25 protein-coding genes are annotated in these 23,335 nt (G+C 52.5%); 7 read left to right on the top strand and 18 right to left on the bottom strand.

What is annotated here, in order from left to right:
- Window positions 1–26: 26 nt before the first annotated feature.
- Both F0Q32_RS01485 and F0Q32_RS01480 read right to left on the bottom strand, forming a co-directional pair.
- Entirely contained in the window at window positions 27–764 is a 738-nt protein-coding gene (locus F0Q32_RS01485; protein WP_149461655.1) for a C40 family peptidase, read from the bottom strand.
- Between the two features lie 107 nt (window positions 765–871).
- Window positions 872–2,212: an MATE family efflux transporter gene (locus F0Q32_RS01480; protein WP_149461654.1), complete on the bottom strand. Its 1,341-nt coding sequence runs from the start codon at window positions 2,210–2,212 to the stop codon at window positions 872–874.
- A gap of 209 nt (window positions 2,213–2,421) precedes the next feature.
- Here F0Q32_RS01480 and F0Q32_RS01475 point away from each other — a divergent pair, with 209 nt between their 5' ends.
- Window positions 2,422–2,823: a lysozyme inhibitor LprI family protein gene (locus F0Q32_RS01475; protein WP_149461653.1), complete on the top strand. Its 402-nt coding sequence runs from the start codon at window positions 2,422–2,424 to the stop codon at window positions 2,821–2,823.
- Here F0Q32_RS01475 and rutR read toward each other — a convergent pair.
- From rutR to F0Q32_RS01445, 6 genes are all read right to left on the bottom strand, one after another.
- Window positions 2,820–3,458: an HTH-type transcriptional regulator RutR gene (gene rutR, locus F0Q32_RS01470; protein ID WP_149461652.1), complete on the bottom strand. Its 639-nt coding sequence runs from the start codon at window positions 3,456–3,458 to the stop codon at window positions 2,820–2,822. The two genes, F0Q32_RS01475 and rutR, sit on opposite strands and share 4 nt — an antisense overlap.
- Before the next feature lie 65 nt (window positions 3,459–3,523).
- Entirely contained in the window at window positions 3,524–4,447 is a 924-nt protein-coding gene (locus tag F0Q32_RS01465) for a DMT family transporter (protein WP_149461651.1), read from the bottom strand.
- 160 nt (window positions 4,448–4,607) lie between these two features.
- Window positions 4,608–4,784 (bottom strand): general stress protein, encoded by a 177-nt coding sequence (locus F0Q32_RS01460; RefSeq protein WP_015964929.1) that lies wholly within the window; start codon window positions 4,782–4,784, stop codon window positions 4,608–4,610.
- A gap of 293 nt (window positions 4,785–5,077) precedes the next feature.
- Window positions 5,078–7,222: a lysine decarboxylase gene (gene cadA, locus F0Q32_RS01455; RefSeq protein ID WP_149461650.1), complete on the bottom strand. Its 2,145-nt coding sequence runs from the start codon at window positions 7,220–7,222 to the stop codon at window positions 5,078–5,080.
- 4 nt (window positions 7,223–7,226) lie between these two features.
- Window positions 7,227–8,552, bottom strand: a complete 1,326-nt coding sequence (gene potE / locus F0Q32_RS01450; protein ID WP_149461649.1) for a putrescine-ornithine antiporter — start codon at window positions 8,550–8,552, stop codon at window positions 7,227–7,229.
- Window positions 8,553–8,655: 103 nt separating this feature from the next.
- Window positions 8,656–8,916, bottom strand: coding sequence for a helix-turn-helix domain-containing protein (locus tag F0Q32_RS01445; protein WP_149461678.1), 261 nt, complete (start codon window positions 8,914–8,916; stop codon window positions 8,656–8,658).
- 192 nt (window positions 8,917–9,108) lie between these two features.
- Here F0Q32_RS01445 and F0Q32_RS01440 point away from each other — a divergent pair, with 192 nt between their 5' ends.
- From F0Q32_RS01440 to F0Q32_RS01425, 4 genes are all read left to right on the top strand, one after another.
- Window positions 9,109–9,639: a helix-turn-helix transcriptional regulator gene (locus F0Q32_RS01440; RefSeq protein WP_149461648.1), complete on the top strand. Its 531-nt coding sequence runs from the start codon at window positions 9,109–9,111 to the stop codon at window positions 9,637–9,639.
- A gap of 110 nt (window positions 9,640–9,749) precedes the next feature.
- Window positions 9,750–11,252, top strand: coding sequence for a lysine--tRNA ligase (gene lysS, locus F0Q32_RS01435; RefSeq protein WP_149461647.1), 1,503 nt, complete (start codon window positions 9,750–9,752; stop codon window positions 11,250–11,252).
- A 529-nt stretch (window positions 11,253–11,781) separates the two neighbouring features.
- Window positions 11,782–12,378, top strand: a complete 597-nt coding sequence (wrbA, locus tag F0Q32_RS01430) for an NAD(P)H:quinone oxidoreductase (protein WP_149461646.1) — start codon at window positions 11,782–11,784, stop codon at window positions 12,376–12,378.
- A 20-nt stretch (window positions 12,379–12,398) separates the two neighbouring features.
- Window positions 12,399–12,626, top strand: coding sequence for a YccJ family protein (locus tag F0Q32_RS01425; protein WP_015964936.1), 228 nt, complete (start codon window positions 12,399–12,401; stop codon window positions 12,624–12,626).
- A 173-nt stretch (window positions 12,627–12,799) separates the two neighbouring features.
- Here the strand turns inward: F0Q32_RS01425 and agp are convergent, their stop codons facing one another.
- From agp to F0Q32_RS01400, 5 genes are all read right to left on the bottom strand, one after another.
- Entirely contained in the window at window positions 12,800–14,041 is a 1,242-nt protein-coding gene (gene agp / locus F0Q32_RS01420) for a bifunctional glucose-1-phosphatase/inositol phosphatase (RefSeq protein ID WP_149461645.1), read from the bottom strand.
- A gap of 103 nt (window positions 14,042–14,144) precedes the next feature.
- Window positions 14,145–14,834 carry an amino acid ABC transporter permease gene (locus F0Q32_RS01415; RefSeq protein ID WP_149461644.1) on the bottom strand — a complete coding sequence of 230 codons (690 nt, stop codon included), beginning with the start codon at window positions 14,832–14,834 and terminating at the stop codon, window positions 14,145–14,147.
- The gene (locus tag F0Q32_RS01410; protein ID WP_149461643.1) at window positions 14,824–15,612 is read right to left on the bottom strand and encodes an amino acid ABC transporter permease; all 789 of its coding nucleotides are present in this window, start codon (window positions 15,610–15,612) and stop codon (window positions 14,824–14,826) included. Before F0Q32_RS01410 ends, F0Q32_RS01415 begins: the two co-directional genes overlap by 11 nt.
- Window positions 15,609–16,427 carry an amino acid ABC transporter ATP-binding protein gene (locus F0Q32_RS01405; protein WP_149461642.1) on the bottom strand — a complete coding sequence of 273 codons (819 nt, stop codon included), beginning with the start codon at window positions 16,425–16,427 and terminating at the stop codon, window positions 15,609–15,611. The genes F0Q32_RS01410 and F0Q32_RS01405 overlap by 4 nt, the downstream gene beginning before the upstream one ends.
- Before the next feature lies 1 nt (window position 16,428).
- Window positions 16,429–17,256, bottom strand: a complete 828-nt coding sequence (locus F0Q32_RS01400) for an ABC transporter substrate-binding protein (protein WP_253896886.1) — start codon at window positions 17,254–17,256, stop codon at window positions 16,429–16,431.
- 250 nt (window positions 17,257–17,506) lie between these two features.
- Here F0Q32_RS01400 and F0Q32_RS26070 point away from each other — a divergent pair, with 250 nt between their 5' ends.
- Window positions 17,507–17,674: a hypothetical protein gene (locus tag F0Q32_RS26070; RefSeq protein WP_188016807.1), complete on the top strand. Its 168-nt coding sequence runs from the start codon at window positions 17,507–17,509 to the stop codon at window positions 17,672–17,674.
- A 231-nt stretch (window positions 17,675–17,905) separates the two neighbouring features.
- Here the strand turns inward: F0Q32_RS26070 and F0Q32_RS01395 are convergent, their stop codons facing one another.
- From F0Q32_RS01395 to F0Q32_RS01375, 5 genes are read right to left on the bottom strand one after another with little or no spacing between them, the layout of a single operon-like run.
- Window positions 17,906–19,123: an acyl-CoA dehydrogenase family protein gene (locus F0Q32_RS01395; protein ID WP_149461641.1), complete on the bottom strand. Its 1,218-nt coding sequence runs from the start codon at window positions 19,121–19,123 to the stop codon at window positions 17,906–17,908.
- Window positions 19,120–20,517 (bottom strand): LLM class flavin-dependent oxidoreductase, encoded by a 1,398-nt coding sequence (locus F0Q32_RS01390; protein ID WP_149461640.1) that lies wholly within the window; start codon window positions 20,515–20,517, stop codon window positions 19,120–19,122. Before F0Q32_RS01390 ends, F0Q32_RS01395 begins: the two co-directional genes overlap by 4 nt.
- Before the next feature lie 55 nt (window positions 20,518–20,572).
- Window positions 20,573–20,806, bottom strand: coding sequence for an ATP-binding cassette domain-containing protein (locus F0Q32_RS01385; RefSeq protein ID WP_255475125.1), 234 nt, complete (start codon window positions 20,804–20,806; stop codon window positions 20,573–20,575).
- A 2-nt stretch (window positions 20,807–20,808) separates the two neighbouring features.
- Entirely contained in the window at window positions 20,809–21,621 is an 813-nt protein-coding gene (locus tag F0Q32_RS01380; protein WP_149461639.1) for an ABC transporter permease, read from the bottom strand.
- Between the two features lie 4 nt (window positions 21,622–21,625).
- Window positions 21,626–22,600, bottom strand: a complete 975-nt coding sequence (locus F0Q32_RS01375; protein ID WP_149461638.1) for an aliphatic sulfonate ABC transporter substrate-binding protein — start codon at window positions 22,598–22,600, stop codon at window positions 21,626–21,628.
- Between the two features lie 214 nt (window positions 22,601–22,814).
- On the opposite strand from F0Q32_RS01375, the gene F0Q32_RS01370 reads away from it, so the two are divergent.
- A complete protein-coding gene (locus F0Q32_RS01370; RefSeq protein WP_015964953.1) occupies window positions 22,815–23,054 on the top strand; it encodes a DinI family protein in 240 nt (79 codons plus the stop codon).
- Window positions 23,055–23,335 lie beyond the last annotated feature (281 nt).

Genomic DNA, 23,335 nt, shown 5'->3' with positions numbered 1-23,335 from the left:
TTTAACTTTTTCGCAGTATTGCCGCCCTACAAAATCGTCTCTTCCGTCAAAATCCTGCGCGCGCCCAAAAAGTGATCCTGCCAGAAAGGTTCGGCTAATCGGCTTATCCGAATGGTTTCCCCCGTGCGTGGTGACTCGATAAACTGACCATCGCCCAGATACACGCCCATATGGTCAGCAATTTCGCGGTTGTGAATATGGAAAAACAGCAAATCTCCCCGGCGCAGGTCGTTATTCGCCACAATCGTTGCCCGATGGTAGTGATACATCTCATTAGCCGTGCGCGGGAGCTTTGCCTCGAGGATCTTGTTGTAGGCATAAAAAACTAACCCGCTGCAGTCGAAGCCTTTATCAGGCCGCGTGCCGCCCCAGACGTAAGGCTTACCAAGCTGCTGCTCCAGGCGGTGAATCGCTACTTCGGTGATGTTATGCAGATGGTCGCTGCTTAAGAAATGGTTGTTTTCCGCCAGCGCCTGCCAATGTTTATCGCTCAACTTCAACGGTGCAGGGAACCATTCAGGATGCTGTTTTATCTGCTCCCGGTTGTGCTGGCGCAGCGCCCTTCTGCTTTCGGCATTGCCTTCCACAATGTAGCTCGCCTGTTTTTTTAGATGCACCTGGTACTGTTTTAGCAGCCTGGCACGGTTTTGCATCCGCTCGCGGGCGGCGTAGCTGAGAGAGGTATGTTGTGCACCAGCAAACGAAACAGCAGGCAGCAGAATACACAACGTAAAAAACCATTGCGGGAGGGAGAGCGAAGACATAGCAAGCAAAACCGGGTAAAAAACAGGCGATGAGTTTACCCAACCAATACAGAAGGCGGGGTTAATAATGGCTTATTAATACATTATTAACCCCAGTTCGCCGACGATTAAAACAGCGATTTCGTCGTCCAGATTCGGCTCTGCCAGCGGCGGTACATCAACGCGGCCCTCACGCCCTCATCAATAATGTACGCCAGCCATACCCCCACCAGCCCCAGCCCGGCGGAGATCCCCAGCACATACGAAAACGGCAGGCTGACAACCCACATCACAATAATCCCGCAGATAAACGGGAAACGCACATCCCCGGTCGCGTTTAACGAGCTGATCACGATGATATTGGTGGCACGCCCCAGTTCCAGCAAAATGGAGTACATAAACAGCACCCTGGCCATTTCAATAATCGTTTCGCTGGGTGTAAACAGCGCCATAATCGGCCTGGCAAACGTCGCCAGCAGCGCACTTACCAGCAAGGCAATCAACAAGCCTATTCGCCAGCTGCGGATGCCCTGGCGATACGCGGTATCCAGTTCCCGCGCGCCAATTGCCCGGCCAATGATGATTTGCGAAGCCTGGCCTATCGATATGGCAAACAGCGCCACAAACTGGCTGATGCTGGAGGCGTAAATTTTGGTGGTCAGCGCTTCGGTGCCTAGCAACGCGATAATGGCGGTCACCACCAGTTGGGAACCCGCATAGGATAAGTTCTCTCCCGCGGACGGCAGGCCATATTGCAAAATAGAACCGAGCATTTTGCGTGAGCACTGTTTCAGTTTCTGCCAGCGGAATCGATAACCAATGTACTTGTTCAGCAGCCAGACGCTAAGCGCCATCCCCACAATGTTGGCGATGCTGCTGGCGATCCCCACGCCGGTAACGCCCATATCCAGAAAGCTGAGCGGCCCGTAGAGGAACATGTAGTTGAGGATCACGTTAATCACGCTCACGGTAATCGGCACGACCATCGCCTGACGCACGTAGCCATACGTACGCAGAATCGGCAGCACTGAGGAATAAAGCGCAATAATCACCGAACTGCCGCCGATAATCTGAATAAACGGTGCACCCACGCTGACCAACTGTTCACTCAACCCCAGCGCGCGCAGGAATCCCTCTCCAAAAATGATGAAGATAAAACTCATCACTACGCCAATGATAAACGCCACCACCAGTCCGTTAGTGATGACGTACTCCACGCGATGAAATTTTTTCGCGCCGATAAGCTGCGCCACGACAATTTGTACACCCACCGTTAAAAAGCCGTAAAAGATAACCGAGATAGCCAAAATCTGACTGGCAACACCGGTGGCGGCTACCGCTTCATCCGAGTAATGCCCCAGCATAAACACGCTGACGTAGTTCATCAGCAATCGCAGCAACTGTTCGATAAATATCGGCCAGGCCAATGTATATAGCCCGAGCCTGAAGGTATTTTCCTCGCCTGACATCGTCCGCCATCCCTGTTATTGAACATTTTTTAATTAGCAGTAGATGATGATCAACCATCTTTGTTGGCGCGGTCTACGGCAGGGTCAAAAATCAGAAAAGCGAACGCTGGTTGGAGGAGATAATTGTGAGTGCAAAGCATTAACGCCCCTTTCACATGGACCATGATTCATACTATATTCAACGGCATCTTTTTTAAGGGAGTGAACAGATGAAACGTACCTTGCTGGCGATGATCACCCTGATGGCAAGCGGCCTGGCGCTGGCGGATGAATGCAAAGACGCCAGCACTCAGAGCGACCTGAATCAATGCACTGCTGCTCAGTATCAGGCGGCGGACAAAAAACTAAACGAGACGTATCAGGCGGCGCAAAAACGGGCGCAGGAACCGCAGCGTGAGCAGCTGAAAAAAGCGCAGACAGCATGGATTGCTTCCCGTGACGCCGATTGCGAACTGCTAAGCTCCAGCAGCGAGGGCGGTAGCGTTCAGCCAATGGTGCGCAACCAATGTCTTACGGATAAAACCGCCGAGCGCGAAGCCTTTCTCTCTTCCCTTTTACAATGCGAAGAGGGTGACCTGAGCTGCCCGCTGCCGCCAGCGAATGCCAATTAACGTACGCGAATGCCTTCGATAATCATCTGCTGCACATTGTCGACCGTGCGCTGAAAGAAGGCTTCATCCTGCAATGTCGCGCCCGTAACCGCTTCCACCTGAGTGGCGAAATCCGCATAGTGCTGGGTTGTCGCCCAAATCATAAAAATGAGGTGGTGCGGGTCAACCGGCGCGAGTTTTCCCGCATTCACCCACGCGGCGATAATCGCGGATTTAGCCTCGACCAGCGCTTTAAGATCGCCTGTCAGTTCGTTCATCAGCAACGGCGCGCCTTGCAGCATCTCAAGGCAGAACAGTCGCGAAGCCTGCGGATAGTCGCGCGAGACCTCCAGTTTCAGCCTGATGTACTCTCTAATCGCCACCAGCGGGGCGAGATCTTCGCGAAACGCTTTCAACGGCGCCAGCCAGATAGCCAGAATTTGTCGCATCACGGCGACATAAAGCGCCTCTTTCGACGGATAGTAGTAAAGCAGATTGGTTTTTGACACGCCGGCAAGCTCAGCTACCTGCTCAAGGCGCGTGCCATGAATGCCGTACTGGGAAAAAGTATTGAGCGCAGCCGAGAGAATGGCTTGTTTTTTTGCACTGACTGCCTGCGAGCGTTTTCCGCTTTTCTTTGTTGCGTCCTGAGTCATACGCCCTCTCCTGTTATTAGCCTCCACAGCATAGCAAAAGCGGGAGGCATACACAGGCGTGATACTTACGGCTCATGATTAAGTGATGCTTCCGTAGTCAGTTGTGACTTTTTTTTACGCTTAAACTTCAATTCACTGACCAACACACCAACCACGATAAAGGCCGCGCCCAGCAGCGCCAGCGCCGGTAAGCGTTCTCCAGCCAGTCGGCCAAAAATCCCTGCCCATACCGGTTCACCGGTGTAGATAACCGTCGCGCGCGTCGGCGACACGCTACGCTGCGCCCAGTTCATGGTCACCTGAATAATGGCGCTGAAAATCCCCAACCCCAGGGCCACTATCAGCAAGCCAGGCGATACCGGTGGCACACTTTCAGCGGCAGGTACCATCATGGCAAATGCCACAATCGACGCCGTCGCCAGTTGCACAACGGTGACTCGCCGCACATCGACTTTCCCCGCCCAGGCGCTGATAAGAATAATTTCAGCCGCAATCGCCACCGCGCTGGCAAGCGTAATCAGCTCCCCCTGCCCGAGCGCCAGCAAATCGCCATTTGGCCCGGCAAGAAAAATCAGCCCGATGAAAGCCAGCACGATGCCCGCGCAGGACATCAGCCCCGGCATTCTCCCTAAACAGAGCCACTGCAACAGCGGCACTAGCGGCACATACATGGCGGTAATAAACGCGGATTTACTGCTGGGAATCGACTGTAACCCCCAGGTTTGCAGGCTGTAGCCCAGCGCAATGGCGACACCAATCACGACGCCCGCTTTCAGTTCAAGCCGGGTCAGGCCGCGCAATGAGCGGGCGCAAAGCAGCCCAACGGCAACCGCAGCCATCGCAAAGCGCACGCCCACGAAGAAGAACGGCCCGCTGAGGGTGACGGCGTACTGTACGGCGAGAAAGGTACCGCCCCAGAACATGGTGATGAGGATCAGGATGGCTTCCTGAGGCTTAACAGAAAATGCGTAGCGTGAGAAAAGAGACATGATGCCGCCCGGAAATCAAACAGCCTTACAGTGTGCAGTGAGCAAGGTCACAGTTCAACCCGGTGAAGTGAAAATAAAAAGCCGCCGAATCCATCGGCGGCGGAGAGGGGTTACAGAGTGTATAAACACTCGCTACGGATTAACTCAGCCCTGTAAGAGGTTAGCTGTTGCGGTTGCTACCATGGCTGTTTTTCCCTCCCTTTTTACCTGCTTCGGAGGCGCGCTGCGGATCATTTTTAAAATTACCGCCGCTATGCTGGCCACCTTTACGACCTGCTTCTGATGCTCTGTCCCGGTCTTCAGCAAAGTTACCTGAACCACCACGATGATTTGCCATTTCTGACCTCCAGTTGATTAGACATCATATTGCATTACGTGAAATCAGGGAGTCATTCCCCCGCAGCACTGGCGTTGACCATTTTTTATGCTGCGTGAGATTAAGCTTAGTGGACTACGCTCAGTTATGGGCAGGAAGGTAACATTTTGTAATGGGTTTATGTCCGAAGCGTACCGTCACGATGGGTGCGGGCCATAATTAGCTCTTATCGCAGAAGAAAAATGCATAACTGAAAGTGTGTCACGATGCTTCTGCCTGCCCCTCAAAGATAAGGGGCAGGTTGCCAGACAAACTTACTGCATGTTCTTAATCACTTTAACCGTATAACGCCCATCGGCCTGTCGATAAACGCCGTGGATATCTGTTTCGAAACCCGGGTACCAGGCACCAATTTCGCAAAGCATCTGAATAAACTCGAGCGTGGGGCGATTCTCTTCAGTCAGCATCTCTCCAGGCATCACTAACGGCACGCCAGGAGGATAAGGCAGGATCATGTTTGCGCTAACTCGGCCAATCATCGCTTCGAGATAAACCTCCTCAATTTCACCATGCAGTTCTTTCTGGAAAGCTGCATGAGGGTTCATCGCCATTGTCGGTAAGGTCTCAAAAGCACGGAACATCAGTTCCGGCAATTGATGCTGGCGAATAAGCTGATGAATACCGTTCGAGAGTTCCTGAATACGCATACCTGCGTAGAAACCAGGCTGCTGCTCATAGATGGATGGCAGCATATCTTTAACTAACGCATTACTATCGTAGTCGCGTTTGAAATCATTCAGTGCCCGAAGCAGGCTCAACGCTTTGGTTTTATTGATGCCAATACTGAAGAGGAATAACAGGTTATAGGGCCCGGTTTTCTCAACAATAATGCCATGCTGATCGAGATATTTCGCCACGATGGATGCCGGAATCCCCCGCTCTTCCATTTTGCCCTGTTTATCCATTCCCGGCGTTAACAGAGTGACTTTGATGGGGTCGAGGAACATATGCCCTTCATCGATATTTTTAAAACCATGCCACTCTGCACCAGGCGTAAGATTCCAACAGCATGGTGCTAATGCTTCTCCTTCTGGCTGCCAGACGTCGAAGAACCAGCTCTCGGAGGACGCTTTAATCTTTTTAATCTCTTTACGGAAGCGAACGGCGCGCAGGATAGAATTTTCCATCAACCGTTTTCCCGCATTTCCTTTCATCATTGCCGCAGAAGTTTCAATAGACGCCACGATGCCATAATGTGGCGACGTGGACGTATGCATCATAAATGCTTCGTTGAAGGTTTCTTCTTCCACTTCACCTTTAATGTGAATCATGGATGCCTGGGAAAAGGCGGCCAGCAATTTGTGTGTAGACTGCGTTTCGTATATCACTTTACCTGGTACGCGCTCGCCGCTCATACCACAGAGGCCTTTGTAGATGGGGCTAAAGTTGGTATAGGGTACCCAGGCAGAATCGAAGTGGATGGATTTTACATCCAGGGTCTGTTTGATGTAGTCGGTGTTATAAAGCAAGCCGTCATAGGTGGAGTTTGTGATGACTGCATGCACCGGCCAGGTGGCGCCGGGGGTTTGTTTTACACGCGCTTCAATCGTTTCACGTGTAAATTCACTGCGCGGTATCCCACCTAATATCCCCCACGCATTTCGCGTTGGACGGAAATAGATTGGCGTGACATCACTCATAATCATTAAATGGGTCAGTGATTTATGGCAATTGCGGTCAACTAAAATAGTGCTGCCCGCAGGTGCGGCGTACATGCCTACAATCTTATTAGCCGTCGATGTGCCGTTTGTCACCATGTAGCTACGGTCCGCGTTAAAGGCATCAGCGATATAATTCTCTGCCTCGCGGTGTGGGCCTGAGTGGTCAAGAAGCGAACCGAGTTCAGAGACGGAGACCGAGATATCTGACTTCATGGTATTTGCGCCAAAGAAGTCGTAAAACAGGCTGCCTACGGGGCTTTGCTGGAAAGCCGTTCCGCCCATATGGCCTGGCGTACAAAACGTGTATTTCCCTTCGTCAACGTAGCGGAATAGCGCTTTAGTAAAAGGCGGAAGAATCGCGTCAAAATAGGCATCAGTGCCTCGTTGAATACGGGCAGCAATCTCTTCGACGGCGTCAAAGGCGTACTCGAAGAAATGAAGATTAAGGCCAAGATCATCCACATCTATTTCGAGCGGGTTGCGCTGACTCGAAAATGCATACATCGGCAGCTGCTCGTTTAAGCCAGAAATATTTTTGGGTAAGAGTACTGACCAGGTATCCCAGTCAAAAATAACACCACAAACCTTTGCATTATTTTCGACCAGTTCCATGAGATCATCTACATCTTCTGGGTAGATAATACGATAATCTTTTGACACGAGTTTTTTATGTAATTCTTCTACAGGCGCTTCTTTTGCCAATACGCCAAAATGATTCATAATCGCGATTATTTTCATTTTCTTATCCCTGATAAGCCGTTACTGAACTTTCATCCTTTTTCTGTATAAACATTCCCCAGAATGTCCAGCCGGAGAATGTCACTAACGCACCTAACATCATGGCCTCTTCCCCCGAGGCATAGAGCGCGTAAAAGCTATAAATGGTGCCCAGCAGTGCAATGATAGTATTGGTTTTCATCTGCCCACCATGAATACCGGCCAGCTTTTGCATCGGTATTAATGCGGCCATTGAGAGTACATAAGGCACTAAATTTGTTACTACCGCCAGGTTAACTAAGCTATTAAATTGTTTATTCAACGAAGGGCTAATCGTCATTAATGCTAATAGTGTTTGCACAACCCCTAAGATAATCATGCCAATAACTGGCGCATCTTTCGCCGTTACACGCGAGAACACCCCCGGGAAATAACCAATATCTGCGGAAGATTTAAAGACCTGAGCGACGGTAAACTGCCACCCCAACAGCGAACCAATACAGGCCAGCGCCATCAGGAACATCACCACACTTCCAACAACGGGCGTAAACATCGAGGCATAGGCCAAACCAAACGGTGCCGTCGAGTGCAGGAGATCAAGGTTTGGAACAATTCCGGCGATAACGTTTGTAGACAAAATATAGATTACGGCACAAACCAACGTACCGCCAAATACGGCGATAGGCACGTTTTTCTGCGGATTTTCAACGGCATCCATATTCGCGCAGGCTGACTCAAGGCCAAGAAATGCCCACAGCGTCATGGAGATTGACGTTGATATTGCAGAAAAGAAATCCATATTATTAGGATTCCAGGCGCTAATATAAAGTGATGGACTAAACCAGAACCAACCAATCACACATAGCCCAACAACAGGAATAATGACGCCCCACACGGTAATGGAACCAATCTGCCCCGTAATTTTTGCCCCGCCGAAATTAAGCACGGTGGTAATCCACAGTACGGCAATGGTCGCAATACAAACCTGGACAGGCGTAAGCTCAACACCAAATAAAACCGTCCCATAACCTACAGCAGAGATAGCAATCGCAATATTGGCAATTAATAGACTTATTGCGTAGGTATAGTTAGCAATAAAGTTACCCGATTTCCCAAACGCATATTCGGCGTATCCTCCCATTCCACCACTTTTTGTACTAAATAAACCACACTTCGAAAATGCCCATGCGAGAGCAAGCGAACCAAACGCCGTTACCAGCCAGGACAATATTGACATTGTCCCCACTTCCGCAAGCTTTGTCGGTAACATAATGATGCCTGACCCCAGCATGTTCACTGCGGTTAATATGGTCAGATGCATTACACCCATTTTATTCCCGGGATTACTCATAATGACTTCTCTTTATAATGAAATTATAATTTCCTTGAATACGACAAATTTTATTTACGCCAACAGTTTCGCTACGTCATAAAACGCTCCTTGTGAGAAGGGATTAATTCATTAAGGAAGGGGGATTCGCGGCAGTGTTCACGGTATTGGGATAGCGACTGGGCCAGATTTTTTCCGGCGTAAGACCCAACGCGTCGGCGATAATGCGTTCCGCTTTGGGATAGGCACGTGAGAGCGCGTTCTTAAGGGTGTCTGGCTTGAGGCCTGAGCGAACAGAAAGTTCGCGAATAGAAACGCCCTGTTTATGAAGTGCTGCAACAATATCTACCCTGTGCCAGTCAGCACGATCTTCATTTGTGACCATATTTGGATTACCCTCTTCTATTACCCCATGGGTTAACCCCATGAGGTGAATTCAATATGATGATGCTGGCACTAGCATCGATCTCTTTTGAGATAACAGAAAGGACTAAACGCGATTTTTGTGAGTTAAATCGTACTTTACTGATCTCTATATGAGTCATTTGCAGAGCTCAATGACGATGGACGGATAAAAATGAGTAATGAAGAGCGGCATATTGATGAGAAGGATGACCTGATTTCTTTAGCAGACAGGTTGCGGTACCTGATTGGCAATCGAAGCACCCGTGCTGCAGCAAAGGCCTGGCAACTCTCCTACTCTACGCTTAACAACTACATGACACGCGGCACAGAACCTTCTCTCAGTGTGGCGGCCAAAATTGCCGAGCTTGAGGGCGTTTCGATAGAATGGCTTGCCTGGGGATACCGTGAAGACGCTTCAGTGCAAACAGAAGAAAAACCGGCTATTTACCACGTCAACAGGCCTGAACAAGCACGAAATGAACCGCTCCAGATGGCCTGGATGATGGTGTTCAATTCGCTCGACAATGTTGAGCAAGAAGCGCTATTAAGACTGATTCACAAAGAGGGGATAAAAGGCATTTTGCGTGAGTCGGATCAACGTCATTCTCTGGCGCAGGCCATCTCCCAACTCGACGAGGTCCAACGAAACGATTTCTATACTCAGGCACTCGCATTGGCGACAGCACTCAAATCTGAAAAGTAGCAGAGAAGATTAAAAGTGAAATGATCTCTATGGAGATCATTTCACTTGCAATAACGCTCAACCTGGCAGTACAGTACGCGATAGCGACCACTGCCCAGGAGGCTACGAGTATGGAAACTTCAGATAACGAGCAAACACTACAAGATGAATTTAGCGTTCGGTCACAGAAGCTCGCACAGCTTCGTCAATCCGGTAATGCTTTTCCTAACGACTTTCGCCGTGATGCGACATCACAATCTCTGCATCATCTTTATGATGCATTCAGCGCAGAAGCACTTACCGAACATAAAATAAGCGTTTCTGTCGCAGGGCGGCTGATGACCCGCCGGGTGATGGGAAAGGCGGCATTCCTGACGCTGCAAGATATGGGGGGAAGAATTCAACTCTATATAAGCGCTAAGGGCCTTAACGCCGACCGCTACGACGCGCTTCTCAAACTCATCGATCAGGGTGATATCCTTGGTGCATCGGGCGTGTTGTTTAAAACCCAAACCGGTGAGCTTACCCTCGACTGCAAAGACTTACGCCTCCTCACCAAGGCCGTTAAACCCTTACCCGATAAATTTCATGGCCTCACTGACCAGGAGCGTCGCTATCGTCAACGTTATCTGGATCTGATCGCCAATGAAAAAACGCGCAATACTTTCAAAGTGCGTTCGCAAATCATGTCCGTGATTCGCGACTTTATGAATGCGCGCCATTTTATGGAAGTCGAAACACCCATGATGCAGCTCATTCCAGGCGGCGCATCGGCTCGGCCATTTATTACGCGTCATAATGCGTTAAACCAGGATATGTTCCTGCGTATTTCTCCCGAACTTTACCTCAAACGCCTGGTGGTAGGCGGCTTTGAGCGCGTATTCGAAATCAACCGAAACTTCCGCAACGAGGGTATTTCACCGCGCCATAACCCTGAGTTCACGATGATGGAACTCTACATGGCTTATGCCGATTACAACGATCTGATAGCGCTGACAGAAGCGCTGTTCCGCCAGATTGCAAAGGACGTTACGGGCGGCACAGAAGTGACGTATGGCGAGTGGTCCTTTGACTTTGGCAAACCGTTTACCCGTTTGACGATGAAAGAAGCTATCGTGAAATATGGCAGCGATATCCAGGCTGAAGCACTGGATTCACCTGAGTCAACGCTTGCGCTGGCGCAACGTCTGGGGATTACACCCGAGGCGAGTTGGGGACACGGCCGCATCATCACGGAAATCTTTGACGTGGTGGCTGAAAGCCATCTGATTCAACCCACCTTCATTACCGAATATCCGGCCGAAGTTTCACCACTGGCGCGGCGTAACGATAGCGATCCCGAGATTACCGATCGCTTCGAATTCTTTATCGGTGGGCGAGAAATTGGCAATGGCTTCTCAGAACTGAATGATGCTGAAGATCAGGCTGAACGTTTTATGGCGCAGGTTGCATCACGCGATGCAGGCGATGATGAAGCGATGTACTACGACGCGGATTATGTCACGGCACTGGAATATGGATTACCGCCCACGGCAGGGCTGGGGATTGGTATCGACAGGATGGTAATGCTCTTCACAGACTCGCCAACTATCCGCGATGTCATTCTCTTCCCTACCCTGCGTCCAGTTAACTGAGCTGTCGCAGGAGGATGCGAATTGTGCAATGTGGTATTGCATTTCAGCGCCAGAACCGGGTGTATTTGCAGCCTTAACGAGCATGGAGAGTTCATCATTGGCACATTGATATCCGGTGAAAAACCCGTTTCGGGCGATCTGTTGGTCAGCGATCATAACGCCAATGGGCCTGCCAGTGTGTTCAACGTCACCCGGGACAGCAGGTTCACAATGGATATTCACTTTCGTACTTGCTCGGAAGTGTGCGCCCGTCACTGGCTTAAAACACGCGGTGTAACACTCTAACAAAAACGCGGGCATTTTTGCCCGCGAATCGACTCTGACAGTCAGGTTCGGGTGCTCTTGTTGCACATCTATTAAACAGAAGATTTCAAAACATTAACAGAGAATCTTTATTTTACATTCAATCACATGCGTCATTGTTACAAATCAAAGAAATGGCTCTAAAGTTTGCACTCCTGTCGACACGGCTTATCTTTAAAGGAGGACAGCGAAAAGCTGTGTAACGATAAACCGAGGAGTGTTGCAGATGGCAAAAGTTCTGGTGCTTTATTATTCCATGTATGGACACATTGAGACGATGGCCAAAGCCGTCGCAGAGGGTGCAAATAAGGTTTCGGGTGCAGAGGTTGTCGTCAAACGCGTACCGGAAACCATGTCACCGGAAGCTTTCGCTAAAGCGGGCGGTAAAACGCACAGCGCACCGGTTGCCACGCCACAAGAACTGGCAGAGTACGATGCCATCATCTTTGGTACCCCGACTCGCTTCGGTAATATGTCCGGGCAGATGAGAACTTTCCTTGATCAAACTGGCGGCCTTTGGGCCTCTGGTGCGCTGTACGGCAAAATCGGTAGCGTATTCAGCTCTACGGGTACCGGCGGCGGTCAGGAGCAGACGATTACCTCAACATGGACTACTCTTGCTCATCATGGGATGGTGATTGTTCCTATCGGCTACGGCGCGCAGGAACTGTTTGATGTCTCCCAGGTTCGCGGCGGTACGCCATATGGCGCGACCACCATCGCGGGCGGCGACGGCTCACGTCAGCCGAGCGAAGAAGAACTCGCGATTGCCCGCTATCAGGGTGAACATGTCGCCGGGCTTGCGGTTAAGTTAAAAGGTTAATCTTCAGCAGGAGGATTTCTATGCCTACACAAGAAGCAAAAGCTCATCACGTAAACGAATGGGCGAGCTTGCGCAACACCTCACCGGAAATCGCTCAGGCGATTTTTGAGGTGGCCAAATATGATGAAAAACTGGCCGAACAGATCTGGGAAGAAGGCAGTGATGAAGTCCTCGCCCTGGCGTTCAGTAAAACCGATAAAGATTCCCTCTTTTGGGGCGAGCAAACCATTGAACGTAAAAACGTTTAATGAAATTGCAGTGTGAATGACAAAGGCTCCCGATGGGAGCCTTTTCGTTATAGGTGAGTGCGTTCGTGCTGATGCCCTCACCCCAGTCCTCTCCCACAGGGAGAGGGAGAAAATCTGGAGCGCGCGGGAAGTCCCCTGGCCCCTTCGGGGAGAGGGGAAAACAACCGAACGCCCTACTTCACCGCGTCCTTCATCACCGCTTTAAACGTCTCCATCGGGCAGAAACCGTTGGCATCGACCGGGCAACCGTTCAGCGCCAACGTCACGCGCTGTGGTGGCGATTGCAGCGTTAATGCCTGCGCGTCGCGAATTTGTTTCGTGCTTTGGTACAGATACTCAATCTTCATCAAATCACGATTGCCCTTCGCGTCATGCCAACGCTGGAAAACAATCTTTCCGCCAATCGGCGTGCGTTCATACTGATCGTGCAACTGGTAAGGTTTGAAATCGAGCGCAGTCAGTAGCGAGGCGATATTGGAGTCATGCCCCACCATCAGCGTCACTTTGGCGGATTTGTCCGCATCCGCAACCAGCGCGTTATTGATATATTTCACCAGCGGCGCAGCGACATTTTGCGCCACCTCTTTAGAGGTAAAGAGGCTGTCCTGATAACCATTCTTCAGCTGCGACAACACGCGCCACTGCTGGTCGGTTTTGATTTTACCCCACGCCACCTGATCTTGCGGGAAGCCCTCGTAGTACTGCAATGTAAAGGCGTCCACCAGCGAGTTACCCACCTTCAACGGCCCGGAAACGCCCGGCTCTTTCTGGTATTGCGCGCTGAAACTGTCTTTCGCTCCATTCAGGTCGCATTGCTGTTTTTCTTTGCAGCTCGGAGACTGGCGGTAATCGGCGATTTGCTCCAGCAGCTTATAGCTCTCGTCGAGATGCATCTGCTGGCGCTCTTTTTCCATCGCCTGTACGGCCTGCTGGCTGAACTGCGCAGAATCGACGGTGATCACCGGGTTAAAGGTCGGGTCCATGGTCCCCATTTCAGCCTGATGATGAACCGGAATATCACACCCCGGAAACGCACCCGTGATAAAGAATTGCGCCGTCGCCACCGTACGCTGCAGACTATTTGCATACGCATAAACCGTGTTATCTGTTGGGCACTCGCCAGAGGTCACCATCCCCTGCTGCGCCAGCCATTCACGCATGTAATGGCCCATATAGATTTCCAGCACGCCCCCTTTGGTGGTGAGTTGCCCACCAGGGACATCCCATTCCGGCCAGCTTTGCGGAGTGGATTGTTCCAGCACGCTGCCATTATTGGCGAGCGGTGCGCGCAGGTTGTGCCGACTCATAATCAACACTTGCTGGAGCTGGTATCCCTCCGGGGAGGTCTCCGCCTGTGCGGCAATGGAGGTTAATAGTGTCGTCGCCACCGCGACGGCCAGTACGGCTTTTTTCATCCCTCAATCCTCTTTGCGTGATAACCCACCGCTTGATTGTGACAGTAATGTGACAATTTTCCGGGGGTTAGCTCGCAAAGCTGGGATTAAGCGCGTAATTTCATCACGTTGATGAATAACGACCAGGCTGCCAGCGTTTCGCCAGCAGCCCCAGCGCGGCGCACAACAGGTAGTACACCAGGCCGACAAAGATAAATATCGCCATCGGATAGATTTGCACCCGATTGTTCACCTGCCCGGCGACGGTGGTCAGTTCCGGCACGTTGACGATAAACGCCAGCGAGGTATCTTTCAGCAGGCCGATGAATATCCCCAGTAGCGACGGCATGACGTTTTTCAGCACCTGCGGCAGCAGGATAAAACGCAGGCTCTGCCCGGCGCTAAAACCTTGCGTCAGTGCAGCTTCATATTGCCCTTCGGAGAGGGAACGCAGCCCCGCCAGTACCGAATGCATCACCGATGCGGCCGTGAACCAGGCCAGGGCCAGCGTGACCGTCAATGCACCGGGTAAATCACTGCCGGTCAACATCGGCAACAGATACCAGAGCCAGAAGATGACGAAAATCAGCGGAATACCGCGAATAATTTCCGCCCACAAATAGAGTAGCTTGCGTACCACACCGTCGTAGCGCCAGGCCAGGCAGGCGAGAACAATACCGCCAGGCAGCGCCAGCGCCCCAGCCCCTAATGCCATCATCAGCGTCAATACTACGCCGCCGGGTTCGCCGTCCATCAGGCGGCCCCAGAGTAAATAATCCAGGTTATCAATAATGACCGCCAGATTAGCGTCCATCTTCAACGCTCCTTGCTCTCTTCAGCGTGACGTTTTTCACCCGTTTCGCGCTGCCCACTGGCGATGGGCCGAAGCGCGTGAACAGTAAACCCAACACGATCCCGGTGAGAAGATACAGCCCCGTGCCGACCGCAAAGGCTTCCAGCGCATGGGCGTTATAACTTTCAATCTGGCGCACCTGATAAGTCAGCTCGGCGAAACCAATACCGCTCGCGAGGGAGGAGAGTTTCATCAGATTCAGATACTGCCCCACGATCGGTTGCCAGGCGTTCGCCAGCCCCTGTGGTAGCAGAATATGTCGCAACATTCCCCACGTGCTAAAACCCTGTGCCAGCGCAGCTTCCCGCTGGCCATTCGACACGCTGTGCAGGCCCGATGCCGCTTCTTCAATCAAGAATGCAGAGGTAAATACGCCGAGCCCCCATGCAGAACAGAGAAACTCCGGCGTTAGCCACCATACATCGCCCGGCAGGATAGACCAGCCGTGGTCGTCATTGACGAAATCCCGCACGCCCTGCGGCAGCAGATTCCACGCGGCGAAATACCAGAACAGAAGCTGCACCAGCAGTGGCGTATTGCGAAACAGAGACACCCACGCGGCGGTGATGCCACGCCCCACGCCTCCGCCCGACAGACGCAGCGCCAGAAACAGAATCGCCAGCAGACTGGCCAGCACAATACCTGCCAGCGTTACCCACAGCGTGGTCAGGAACCCTGAGAAGATCCATTGCAACGGCTGCCCGCTCAGCACGCCCTGCCAGTCAAATAAGTGTGTCACTCAGCACGCTCCTGATGCAGCGGGTCGAGCACTTTTTGCAAGAACCGCACGGCGCGGGGATGCTGCGGCCTCGTAAAGAACGTCGCAGGCGGCGCAACTTCCAGCACATCACCGCCGTCGATAAACACCACCCGGTCGGCGATTTCACGCGCAAACTGCATTTCGTGCGTCACCACAATCATCGTGATGCCGCTGTGCGCTAACGTCTGCATGACCTGTAACACTTCGCCGATCATTTCAGGATCCAGCGCCGACGTAGGCTCGTCGAACAAAATTATCTGCGGTGAGGATGAGAGCGCGCGGGCAATCGCAACGCGTTGTTGCTGGCCGCCGGAAAGCTGCGAGGGCATATGGTCAGCTTTCTCTTCCAGCCCGACCTTACGCAACAGCTCCAGCGCCCTGATTTCGGCTTTAGCGTGTGTCCAGCCATGAACTTTCTCCAGCGCCAGCATGATATTTTGTCGAGCCGTTAGGTGCGCGTAGAGATTAAATTGCTGAAAAACAAAGCCAATACGACTACGTAACTGCCTTAGCGCGTTACCCGTAAGTTGAGAAGTCGCTTTACCGTCAATCAGAATTTCACCCCCGCTCAGGCTTTCCAGCTGATTAATCAGGCGAATCAACGTGGATTTCCCTGAACCCGATGGGCCCAGGATCGCCACCACTTCACCGGAGTGAATCGTCAAATTGATACCGTTCAGCACGCGATGGTCGCCATAGCTTTTCACTGCCTGACGAAATTGCACGCTCGCCTGCTGAAGATGAGAGAAATCCGCGGTCTTTGCCGCGGAACGCGAAAATAATGCCGACAACATACTATTTTGCTTCAATGGTGAATGAACGTGGCTGCGGCGCTTTGGTCGCGGGGCCAAACCAGGCGTCGTAAATTTTTGCTGCTTCGCCCGTTTTTTCCAGGCTCACCAGTTCATCATTCACCGCTTTTAATAGTGCGGGTTCGCCTTTTTTCACACCGACGCCAATTTCTTCTTTACTCAGTAAATCCGGGATGATTTTGAATTTCGCTTTATCCGGCGCTTCGCCAAGCAGGCCGGCCAGAATGGTACTGTCCTGGGTTATCGCCTGCACGTTGCCATTACGCAAGGCAGTGAGCGCCAGCGGGATATCGTCATAGGAGAGCACCCGCGCCTGCGGATAACGCTGATGTAGCGTCTGTTCGCCGGTGGTGCCTTTTACCGCGCCAATGCGCGCTTTGCTGTAATCATCCAGTTTATCGCCAGACGCCGCAGGCACCAGGAATTGCTGCCCGGTCACGAAATAAGGCGTCGAGAAATCAATTACCTGAGCACGCTCAGGGGTGATGGTGATATCCGCGACGATAAGGTCCGCCTTGCCCGATTGCAGTAGCGGAATGCGGTTAGCCGGGTTGGTCGCCACCAGTTCCAGTTTCACGCCCAGTGATTTTGCCAGGGCTTTAGCAAAGTCAATGTCATACCCCACCAGCTCATGCGTTTTGGCATCGACTGAGCCAAACGGCGGATTGGCGTCGAAAGTTGCCACTTTCACCACGCCTTTGGCTTTAATATCCGCCAGTTGATCGGCCTGCGCCGGAATAACCGCCAGCGTACTAACGGCCAGCCCCACGAATATTGCCAGCTTCTGTGCGGTGTATAATTTCAGTGCCATAGTTTTTCTCCGATATCCCTGTTTTTGTTGTGTGCTGTTACGCTCCCATAAGCTTTCGTTCTCACCAAATAACGAATCTTTATTATCAAGAGCAAAAAAATATTAGTGAAAACATTGTTGTATGAAGGTGAATAAATTGACAAAGCCTAATGCCAGTTTTCGCAAAAGGTCAGCCAATATTGTTATTTCATCTTTTATTCAGAAGCGGTTTTACTGATTTTATTCCGTCAAAAATAGTCTGGGGTCAATAATGAAAACGATGCTGACTGCGCTTTTAAAACGTCTGCAACAAATATGGCTGGGGACGGATGAACATAGTGCTGAACGCGTTATCGAGTCTGTGTTACCCGTCGCCAGCCTGTATGGTGTGGATGTCGCCAATATTGAGCCGGAGTGGTTCCGTGACAAAGCACGCTGAGAAACGTCTTATCCGCGAAACCTACTGGAATGAACTGTGCGCTCACCTTGCTAACTGATTGACCGCGCCTCCTCCTGAGACGACGGTCAATTTCGCGCTATTCGTGAATAGCTATCTTGTCCGCTACATGCTCCGCCAGACGCAACACCTCCCGCGTCATCGGCGCCGAACTGCGCCTGATGCGCTGCGCTTATCAGGCCTACGGGTTTGAGCCGCGCCACCGGCAATCAATCACACCGTACCAATTCGCCACTGATATCCCGGCGGCGTGCCGTTCACGGCGTAATCTCCCACGATGCGCGCCTTGTAAACGCGTGGGTTATGCGAGACCAGCGTGCGGGCATTGCGCCAGTAGCGATCCAATCCCTGCGCAGAGGACGTGGCCGATGCGCCAAGGGCATCAAAAAGACGCGTCACCGCATCCAGAATTAACGCTGACACCACGGTTTGCCCCTGGGCAATAGCCAGTTCCGCCTGTTGATTGGCGCGATCCGCCGCCTCGGCCTGGCCGATAGCGTCAAACGCCTGCTGCAAGGTACGGGCACCCTGCTCCACAATCGCATTCGCGCCATACACCGCGCTGTAGACCTCACCTACGACCTGTAAGATTTGCGGGTCGTGCGCCGCGCGCGGTCCGTTGCCGTGGGAGTAGCTGCGCGTGCGGGTCCGCACCGTCTGTGCCACATCCTGTGCCGCGGCAAGACCAATGCCGGTTAAGGTCGCAAGATGCACCAGTTGATAGAACGCAGGATCGTAGGACGTCGCTGATTCATGGCGCGTCAACTCTTCCGCCTGCACTGGCGCATCAACAAACAGCGTCGTGCCGCTGGCTGTCAGGCGCTGACCGAATCCGTCCCAGTCATCTTCTACCGTTACCCCTTCAGCGTAGCGATTCACCACCACATTGACCCATACCCCCTGTTCATCGCTGACGCCAGTGTTGATCCAGTCGGCATACAGCGACCCGGTGGTGTAATATTTTTTACCGTTCAGCCGATAGTGTTCCCCTTCGCGCACGATCTGTGAGGTAAACGTTCCCTGCTTCGCGTCCCCCGGTTCGCTCCACGCATTGCCAACCCAATCCCCCTCGGCGAGTCGGGCAAACCAGCGCGATTGCTTTTCGACATCCGCAGACGCCAGTACGCTTTCGACAAAACCAAAGTGACCACGCAACGCCTGGGTGATATTGGAATCAGCGGCAGAAAGCTCGGTCAGTAGCGCAAAAAAGTGCGGCAAACTGGCACCATAGCCACCTGCCGCAACCGGCACGCGCAGCGCACCGAATCGCGCAGCTTTAAGCCACTGGAGTGGTTCAAAAAGCAGTTCTCGCTGCTGCTCACGGGCCTGCGCGCCTTCACGGATGCGCGCAAACACAGGGCGAAAGGTTTCTGCCAGCGCGGTATATTGCAGATCGTTATCATTGCTGTGTAGCGCCCAGACTGCGGTCATAGTTTTACCTCTTGTTTGAAATCGTCGGTATAGCGGGCAGGATCGCGGTACGCGTTCGCCGGATGGCTTTCCGGCAGCAGCGGCCCCCGGCCAAACATTTTTTCCCGCAGCGTTTTTCCCTGTGGATAATGGGTTCGGTAAACGCCGCGCCGTTGCAGTTCCGGCACCAGCCACTTCACCACATCATTAAAGGTTTCATGCGCCACAACATAGGAAAGGTTGAAGCCGTCCACGTCGCTCTCCTCAACCCAGTGCTGAAGCTTGTCCGCGACGGTTGAAGCCGATCCCACGAACACCTGACCCAGCCCGCCAATGGCACCGTATTCAGCGAGATCGTTCAGCGTCCACGAGGTGTCACCTGCCGCAAAACGCGCCACCAGCCCCGATGCAGGCTCCGGTAATTGCGGATACGGCACATCATGCGGTAGCGCAGCGAGATCAAGCCCCGTCCAGCCCGAGATTAACGCCAGCGCGCCGGGGCGAGAGATATAGCGCTGATACTCCTCATATTTTTGCTGTGCTTTTTCATCGGTCTCTTCCACAATCACCGTCACCAGGGTGTAGACCAGCACATCGCTTCCCTGCCGCCCGTTGGCGATAACCTGTTCACGCAGGGACGCGACATAACTCTTCAAACCGCTCAGGGTGTGAGAGTTCACAAACACGCTCTCGGCGTGGCGAGATGCAAAGTTAACGCCCGCTCCGGACGACCCCGCCTGAAAGAGCAGCGGCGTGCGCTGGGGCGAGGGTTCACTCATCTGCACGCCCGGCACGCGGAAATGTTCACCGTGGTGGCGAATGGGATGCACTTTTTCGGGATGCGCAAAAATGCCCTTTTCCTTGTCGCGCACCACTGCATCCTGCTCCCAACTGCCTTCCAGCAGCTTATACACCACTTCCATGTATTCTGCGGCGCGCTGGTAACGCGCATCGTGCTCCAGCAGGGCCTGTTGCCCGGTGTTGCGCGCCCCGCTGTCGAGATAAGAGGTCACGATATTCCACCCCACGCGCCCCCCGGAAAGATGATCGGCCGTCGCCAGGCGTCGGGCAAAGGTGTACGGATGCTCATAACTGGTGGAAATAGTTACGCCAATCCCGAGATGTTCAGTGACCATTGCAACAGGCGCTATCAGTTGTAAGGGATCGTTAAGCGGGATCTGTGCGGCATCGCGTAGCGCTGCTTCTGTATTGCCGCCGTAAACATCGTAATAACCAATCACATCGGCGATAAACAGGCCGTCAAAAAGCCCGCGCTCCAACAAACGGGCAAGCTCAGTCCAGTAGGACAAATCCTTATATTGCCATGAGCGATCGCGCGGGTGTCGCCACAGCCCGGAAGCCTGATGCCCGACGCAATTCATCTCAAAGGCGTTCAGTCGTATCTGTTTTTTCATCAAGGGGCTCCCCTCGCCACGCGGCGATAAAAGGTAAAAAATGCATGAAAAGAATTCAGGAAACGGCGTGGTGATCCTGGCGGGTGCTCTGCTCTTCGCCGTAAAGGCAACGCCCACGATAATCGGTGTCCAGCCCGGCAGCGATTCGCAACAGTGTGCTTTTACCACAGCCGCTGGCACCGAGCAGGCTAACGATTTCGCCCTCGTCCAGGCGAATGTGGATATCGCGCAGAATTGTGCGTTCGGCAAAGCTTTTCTCAATGTGCGCCAGCCGTAAAATTGCCTCCATGATTAACGACCTCCTTCATAGTTATCCCGCCAGGCCATCATGCGGTTTTCCAGTTTTTTCAGCAGGCTATCGGAAAGTTTGCCCATCATCGCAAGCGTAATTATCGCCACCAGCACCAGGTCCGGACGCGAATTTTCGCGACCATCGGTCAGCAGATAGCCGACCCCCTGCGTCGCCGCCAGCAGTTCTGCCGCCACCACGCAAAGCCAGGACATTGAAAGCCCACTGCGCAGCCCGGTAAACAGGTAAGGCCGTGCGGCGGGAAGGATAATACGGCGGATTAGCTGCGCCCCGCTCAGGCGATAGAGCGTGCCGAGCTCAATCAGTTTGCGGTCAACGTTGCGAATACCCGCCACCAGGTTGAGATATACCGGGAAAAATGCGCCAATGGCAATCAGCGTGATTTTGGCGCTTTCGTCGATGCCCATCCAGATAAGCAGCAACGGCACCCATGCGAGGCTTGGGACCGCGCGCAACGCCTGAAATGTTGGGTCAAGCCAGCTTTCGAGGCTGCGGCTCAATCCCACCAGCGATCCCACCAGAACGCCCAACGACGCACCGAGGGTAAAGCCTGCCAGTACACGCAGAGAACTGGCCAGAATATGCTGCCAGAGTTCTCCTTGCGCCAGCTCGACAAAGCTGTAGAAAAGCTCTTCCGGAGGCGGCATCACCCACGCCGGGATAATCCCCAGCCGCACGATTACCTCCACGGCCAGCGCCGCCAGAATCGGCAGCGCCCAGCCGCGCAGGTTATAGCGCTTAACGGTAAATCGTCGTGGCGGTTTAACCTTCGTCCCCCGCATGATATCGGACATAGGCTTATTCCCCCACAACCTGCCTGGCCTGCGCGCTATCCACCAGCGTGTTCAACGCTTTTTCAGGATCGGTGCCGGAACGCAAAATTTTGTCCTGCTGTAGCAGAGGAATCACCGGTTTGATGGCATTCAGATGTGCCTCGCCAGGGAGCGGTTTGGTCAGGTCATAACGGCTGAGCTGCAGCTTGATAACCGGCTCCGGCAGTTTGGTTTCTGCGGCAATCACTTTCACTGCTTCGTCCGGATTGGCGATGATCCACTGGCGCGCTTTGTCGTAAGCGGCAATCACCTGTTTTACCGTGTCAGGATGTTCCGCAAGGAATTTCTCGTTGGTATTAAGGAATGCCGCAACGCCAAATGTGTCGTTGCTGTAGAGCACTTTATCTCCTGCCAGTTGCCCCGCCGCCATATGCGGGTCCAGCCCGGCCCAGGCGTCAACGCGCCCCTGCTCCAGAGCGGTACGACCATCAGGATGCTGAAGATGAACAATGTTCACATCGCTCGGTTTCAGTTGGTTGGCTTCCAGTGCGCGCAGCAGGAAGAAATAGGGATCGGTACCTTTGGTCGCCGCAATTTTCTTGCCTTTCAGCTCATCGATCGATTTCAGCGGTGAATCTTTTTGAATGAGCAGTAGGCTCGGAACGTACCAGAGATAGCTGTACACCGCTTTCACCGGCTGGCCGTTGGTGCGGCTGACAAACGCCGAAATACTGGAGGTGAGCGCAAACTGCGTTGAGCCGCTGTTCAGGAACTCCAGCGAGTTATTCGAGCCACGCGATAATACCCAGCGCACTTCCGTCCCCTGCGGTTTTAATTCATCTTCCAGCCAGTGATTTTTCTTCACAATCAGGCTTTCCGGGGCGTAGTAAGCATAATCAAGGCTTAATGTCGGTAACGCTTCTGCCTGGCTGTAAGACGCGGCGAACGTTAGCACCAGCGCAGATGCGGTTCTGGCGAAAAAGGTTTTTTTAGCGTGCATGGTGCGGCCCCAAATGTGCGATGTGATTATTGTTGTTTCTGTTTCGCCACTGTAGGGGAAAGCCTTATGGCCACAAAATAACAATTACGCAGAAGGTTATTAACATTTTTGAAATATGGTGCGCGATTTGCGGGATACGCGTGACAAATCTGTTGACGTCCGCCCCCGGTTATAGCGCATAATACTGTATAAAAATTCAGTATTTGGAGACAGTATGTTTGTAGAACTGGTTTACGATAAACGTAACGTTGCAGGGTTACCTGATGCGCGTGAAATCATCTTAGCGGAGCTGACTAAACGGGTACATCGCCTCTTCCCTGATGCCGATGTGCGCGTAAAACCGATGCAGGCCAATGGCCTGAACAGCGACGCCAGCAAAAGCGATCGGGAAAAACTTAACCGAATGCTGGAAGAGATGTTTGAAGAAGCGGATATGTGGATGGTGGCAGAATAAAACGCCTGGTATTCGACGGGCCGGGCCAGTGAGCTCTTTCTGTGAAACCCGACGGGAAAACGGGCAATTTTGATCTCCTGCGTATGGGCAGGCATTTTCACCCCACTCCGTCGGGCTTTTAATTTGATCTATAAACATATCTTATCCACTCTCTCCGGTAACTATTAAGCGCTATCTCCTTTTCATGCCGGTTTCTGCCATAATGTCCCTAAAGACACATTTGATATGATGCTTTTATTTATTATTGGCACTATTTAATTAATAATATTGGATTGATCAGA

The organism is Pseudocitrobacter sp. 73 (assembly GCF_008369545.1).
Classification (GTDB): domain Bacteria; phylum Pseudomonadota; class Gammaproteobacteria; order Enterobacterales; family Enterobacteriaceae; genus Pseudocitrobacter; species Pseudocitrobacter vendiensis.
The sequence above is the reverse complement of the archived record's forward strand: the minus strand, read 5'-3'. Positions and strand labels throughout refer to the sequence as shown.

Bases quoted from the DNA above. Each gene is read 5' to 3' on its own strand.
- F0Q32_RS01485 (WP_149461655.1), bottom strand. From the start codon at position 764: ATGTCTTCGCTCTCCCTCCCGCAATGGTTTTTTACGTTGTGTATTCTG.
- F0Q32_RS01480 (WP_149461654.1), bottom strand. From the start codon at position 2,212: ATGTCAGGCGAGGAAAATACCTTCAGGCTCGGGCTATATACATTGGCC.
- F0Q32_RS01475 (WP_149461653.1), top strand. From the start codon at position 2,422: ATGAAACGTACCTTGCTGGCGATGATCACCCTGATGGCAAGCGGCCTG.
- rutR (WP_149461652.1), bottom strand. From the start codon at position 3,458: ATGACTCAGGACGCAACAAAGAAAAGCGGAAAACGCTCGCAGGCAGTC.
- F0Q32_RS01465 (WP_149461651.1), bottom strand. From the start codon at position 4,447: ATGTCTCTTTTCTCACGCTACGCATTTTCTGTTAAGCCTCAGGAAGCC.
- F0Q32_RS01460 (WP_015964929.1), bottom strand. From the start codon at position 4,784: ATGGCAAATCATCGTGGTGGTTCAGGTAACTTTGCTGAAGACCGGGAC.
- cadA (WP_149461650.1), bottom strand. From the start codon at position 7,222: ATGAAAATAATCGCGATTATGAATCATTTTGGCGTATTGGCAAAAGAA.
- potE (WP_149461649.1), bottom strand. From the start codon at position 8,552: ATGAGTAATCCCGGGAATAAAATGGGTGTAATGCATCTGACCATATTA.
- F0Q32_RS01445 (WP_149461678.1), bottom strand. From the start codon at position 8,916: ATGGTCACAAATGAAGATCGTGCTGACTGGCACAGGGTAGATATTGTT.
- F0Q32_RS01440 (WP_149461648.1), top strand. From the start codon at position 9,109: ATGAGTAATGAAGAGCGGCATATTGATGAGAAGGATGACCTGATTTCT.
- lysS (WP_149461647.1), top strand. From the start codon at position 9,750: ATGGAAACTTCAGATAACGAGCAAACACTACAAGATGAATTTAGCGTT.
- wrbA (WP_149461646.1), top strand. From the start codon at position 11,782: ATGGCAAAAGTTCTGGTGCTTTATTATTCCATGTATGGACACATTGAG.
- F0Q32_RS01425 (WP_015964936.1), top strand. From the start codon at position 12,399: ATGCCTACACAAGAAGCAAAAGCTCATCACGTAAACGAATGGGCGAGC.
- agp (WP_149461645.1), bottom strand. From the start codon at position 14,041: ATGAAAAAAGCCGTACTGGCCGTCGCGGTGGCGACGACACTATTAACC.
- F0Q32_RS01415 (WP_149461644.1), bottom strand. From the start codon at position 14,834: ATGGACGCTAATCTGGCGGTCATTATTGATAACCTGGATTATTTACTC.
- F0Q32_RS01405 (WP_149461642.1), bottom strand. From the start codon at position 16,427: ATGTTGTCGGCATTATTTTCGCGTTCCGCGGCAAAGACCGCGGATTTC.
- F0Q32_RS01400 (WP_253896886.1), bottom strand. From the start codon at position 17,256: ATGGCACTGAAATTATACACCGCACAGAAGCTGGCAATATTCGTGGGG.
- F0Q32_RS26070 (WP_188016807.1), top strand. From the start codon at position 17,507: ATGAAAACGATGCTGACTGCGCTTTTAAAACGTCTGCAACAAATATGG.
- F0Q32_RS01395 (WP_149461641.1), bottom strand. From the start codon at position 19,123: ATGACCGCAGTCTGGGCGCTACACAGCAATGATAACGATCTGCAATAT.
- F0Q32_RS01390 (WP_149461640.1), bottom strand. From the start codon at position 20,517: ATGAAAAAACAGATACGACTGAACGCCTTTGAGATGAATTGCGTCGGG.
- F0Q32_RS01385 (WP_255475125.1), bottom strand. From the start codon at position 20,806: ATGGAGGCAATTTTACGGCTGGCGCACATTGAGAAAAGCTTTGCCGAA.
- F0Q32_RS01380 (WP_149461639.1), bottom strand. From the start codon at position 21,621: ATGTCCGATATCATGCGGGGGACGAAGGTTAAACCGCCACGACGATTT.
- F0Q32_RS01375 (WP_149461638.1), bottom strand. From the start codon at position 22,600: ATGCACGCTAAAAAAACCTTTTTCGCCAGAACCGCATCTGCGCTGGTG.
- F0Q32_RS01370 (WP_015964953.1), top strand. From the start codon at position 22,815: ATGTTTGTAGAACTGGTTTACGATAAACGTAACGTTGCAGGGTTACCT.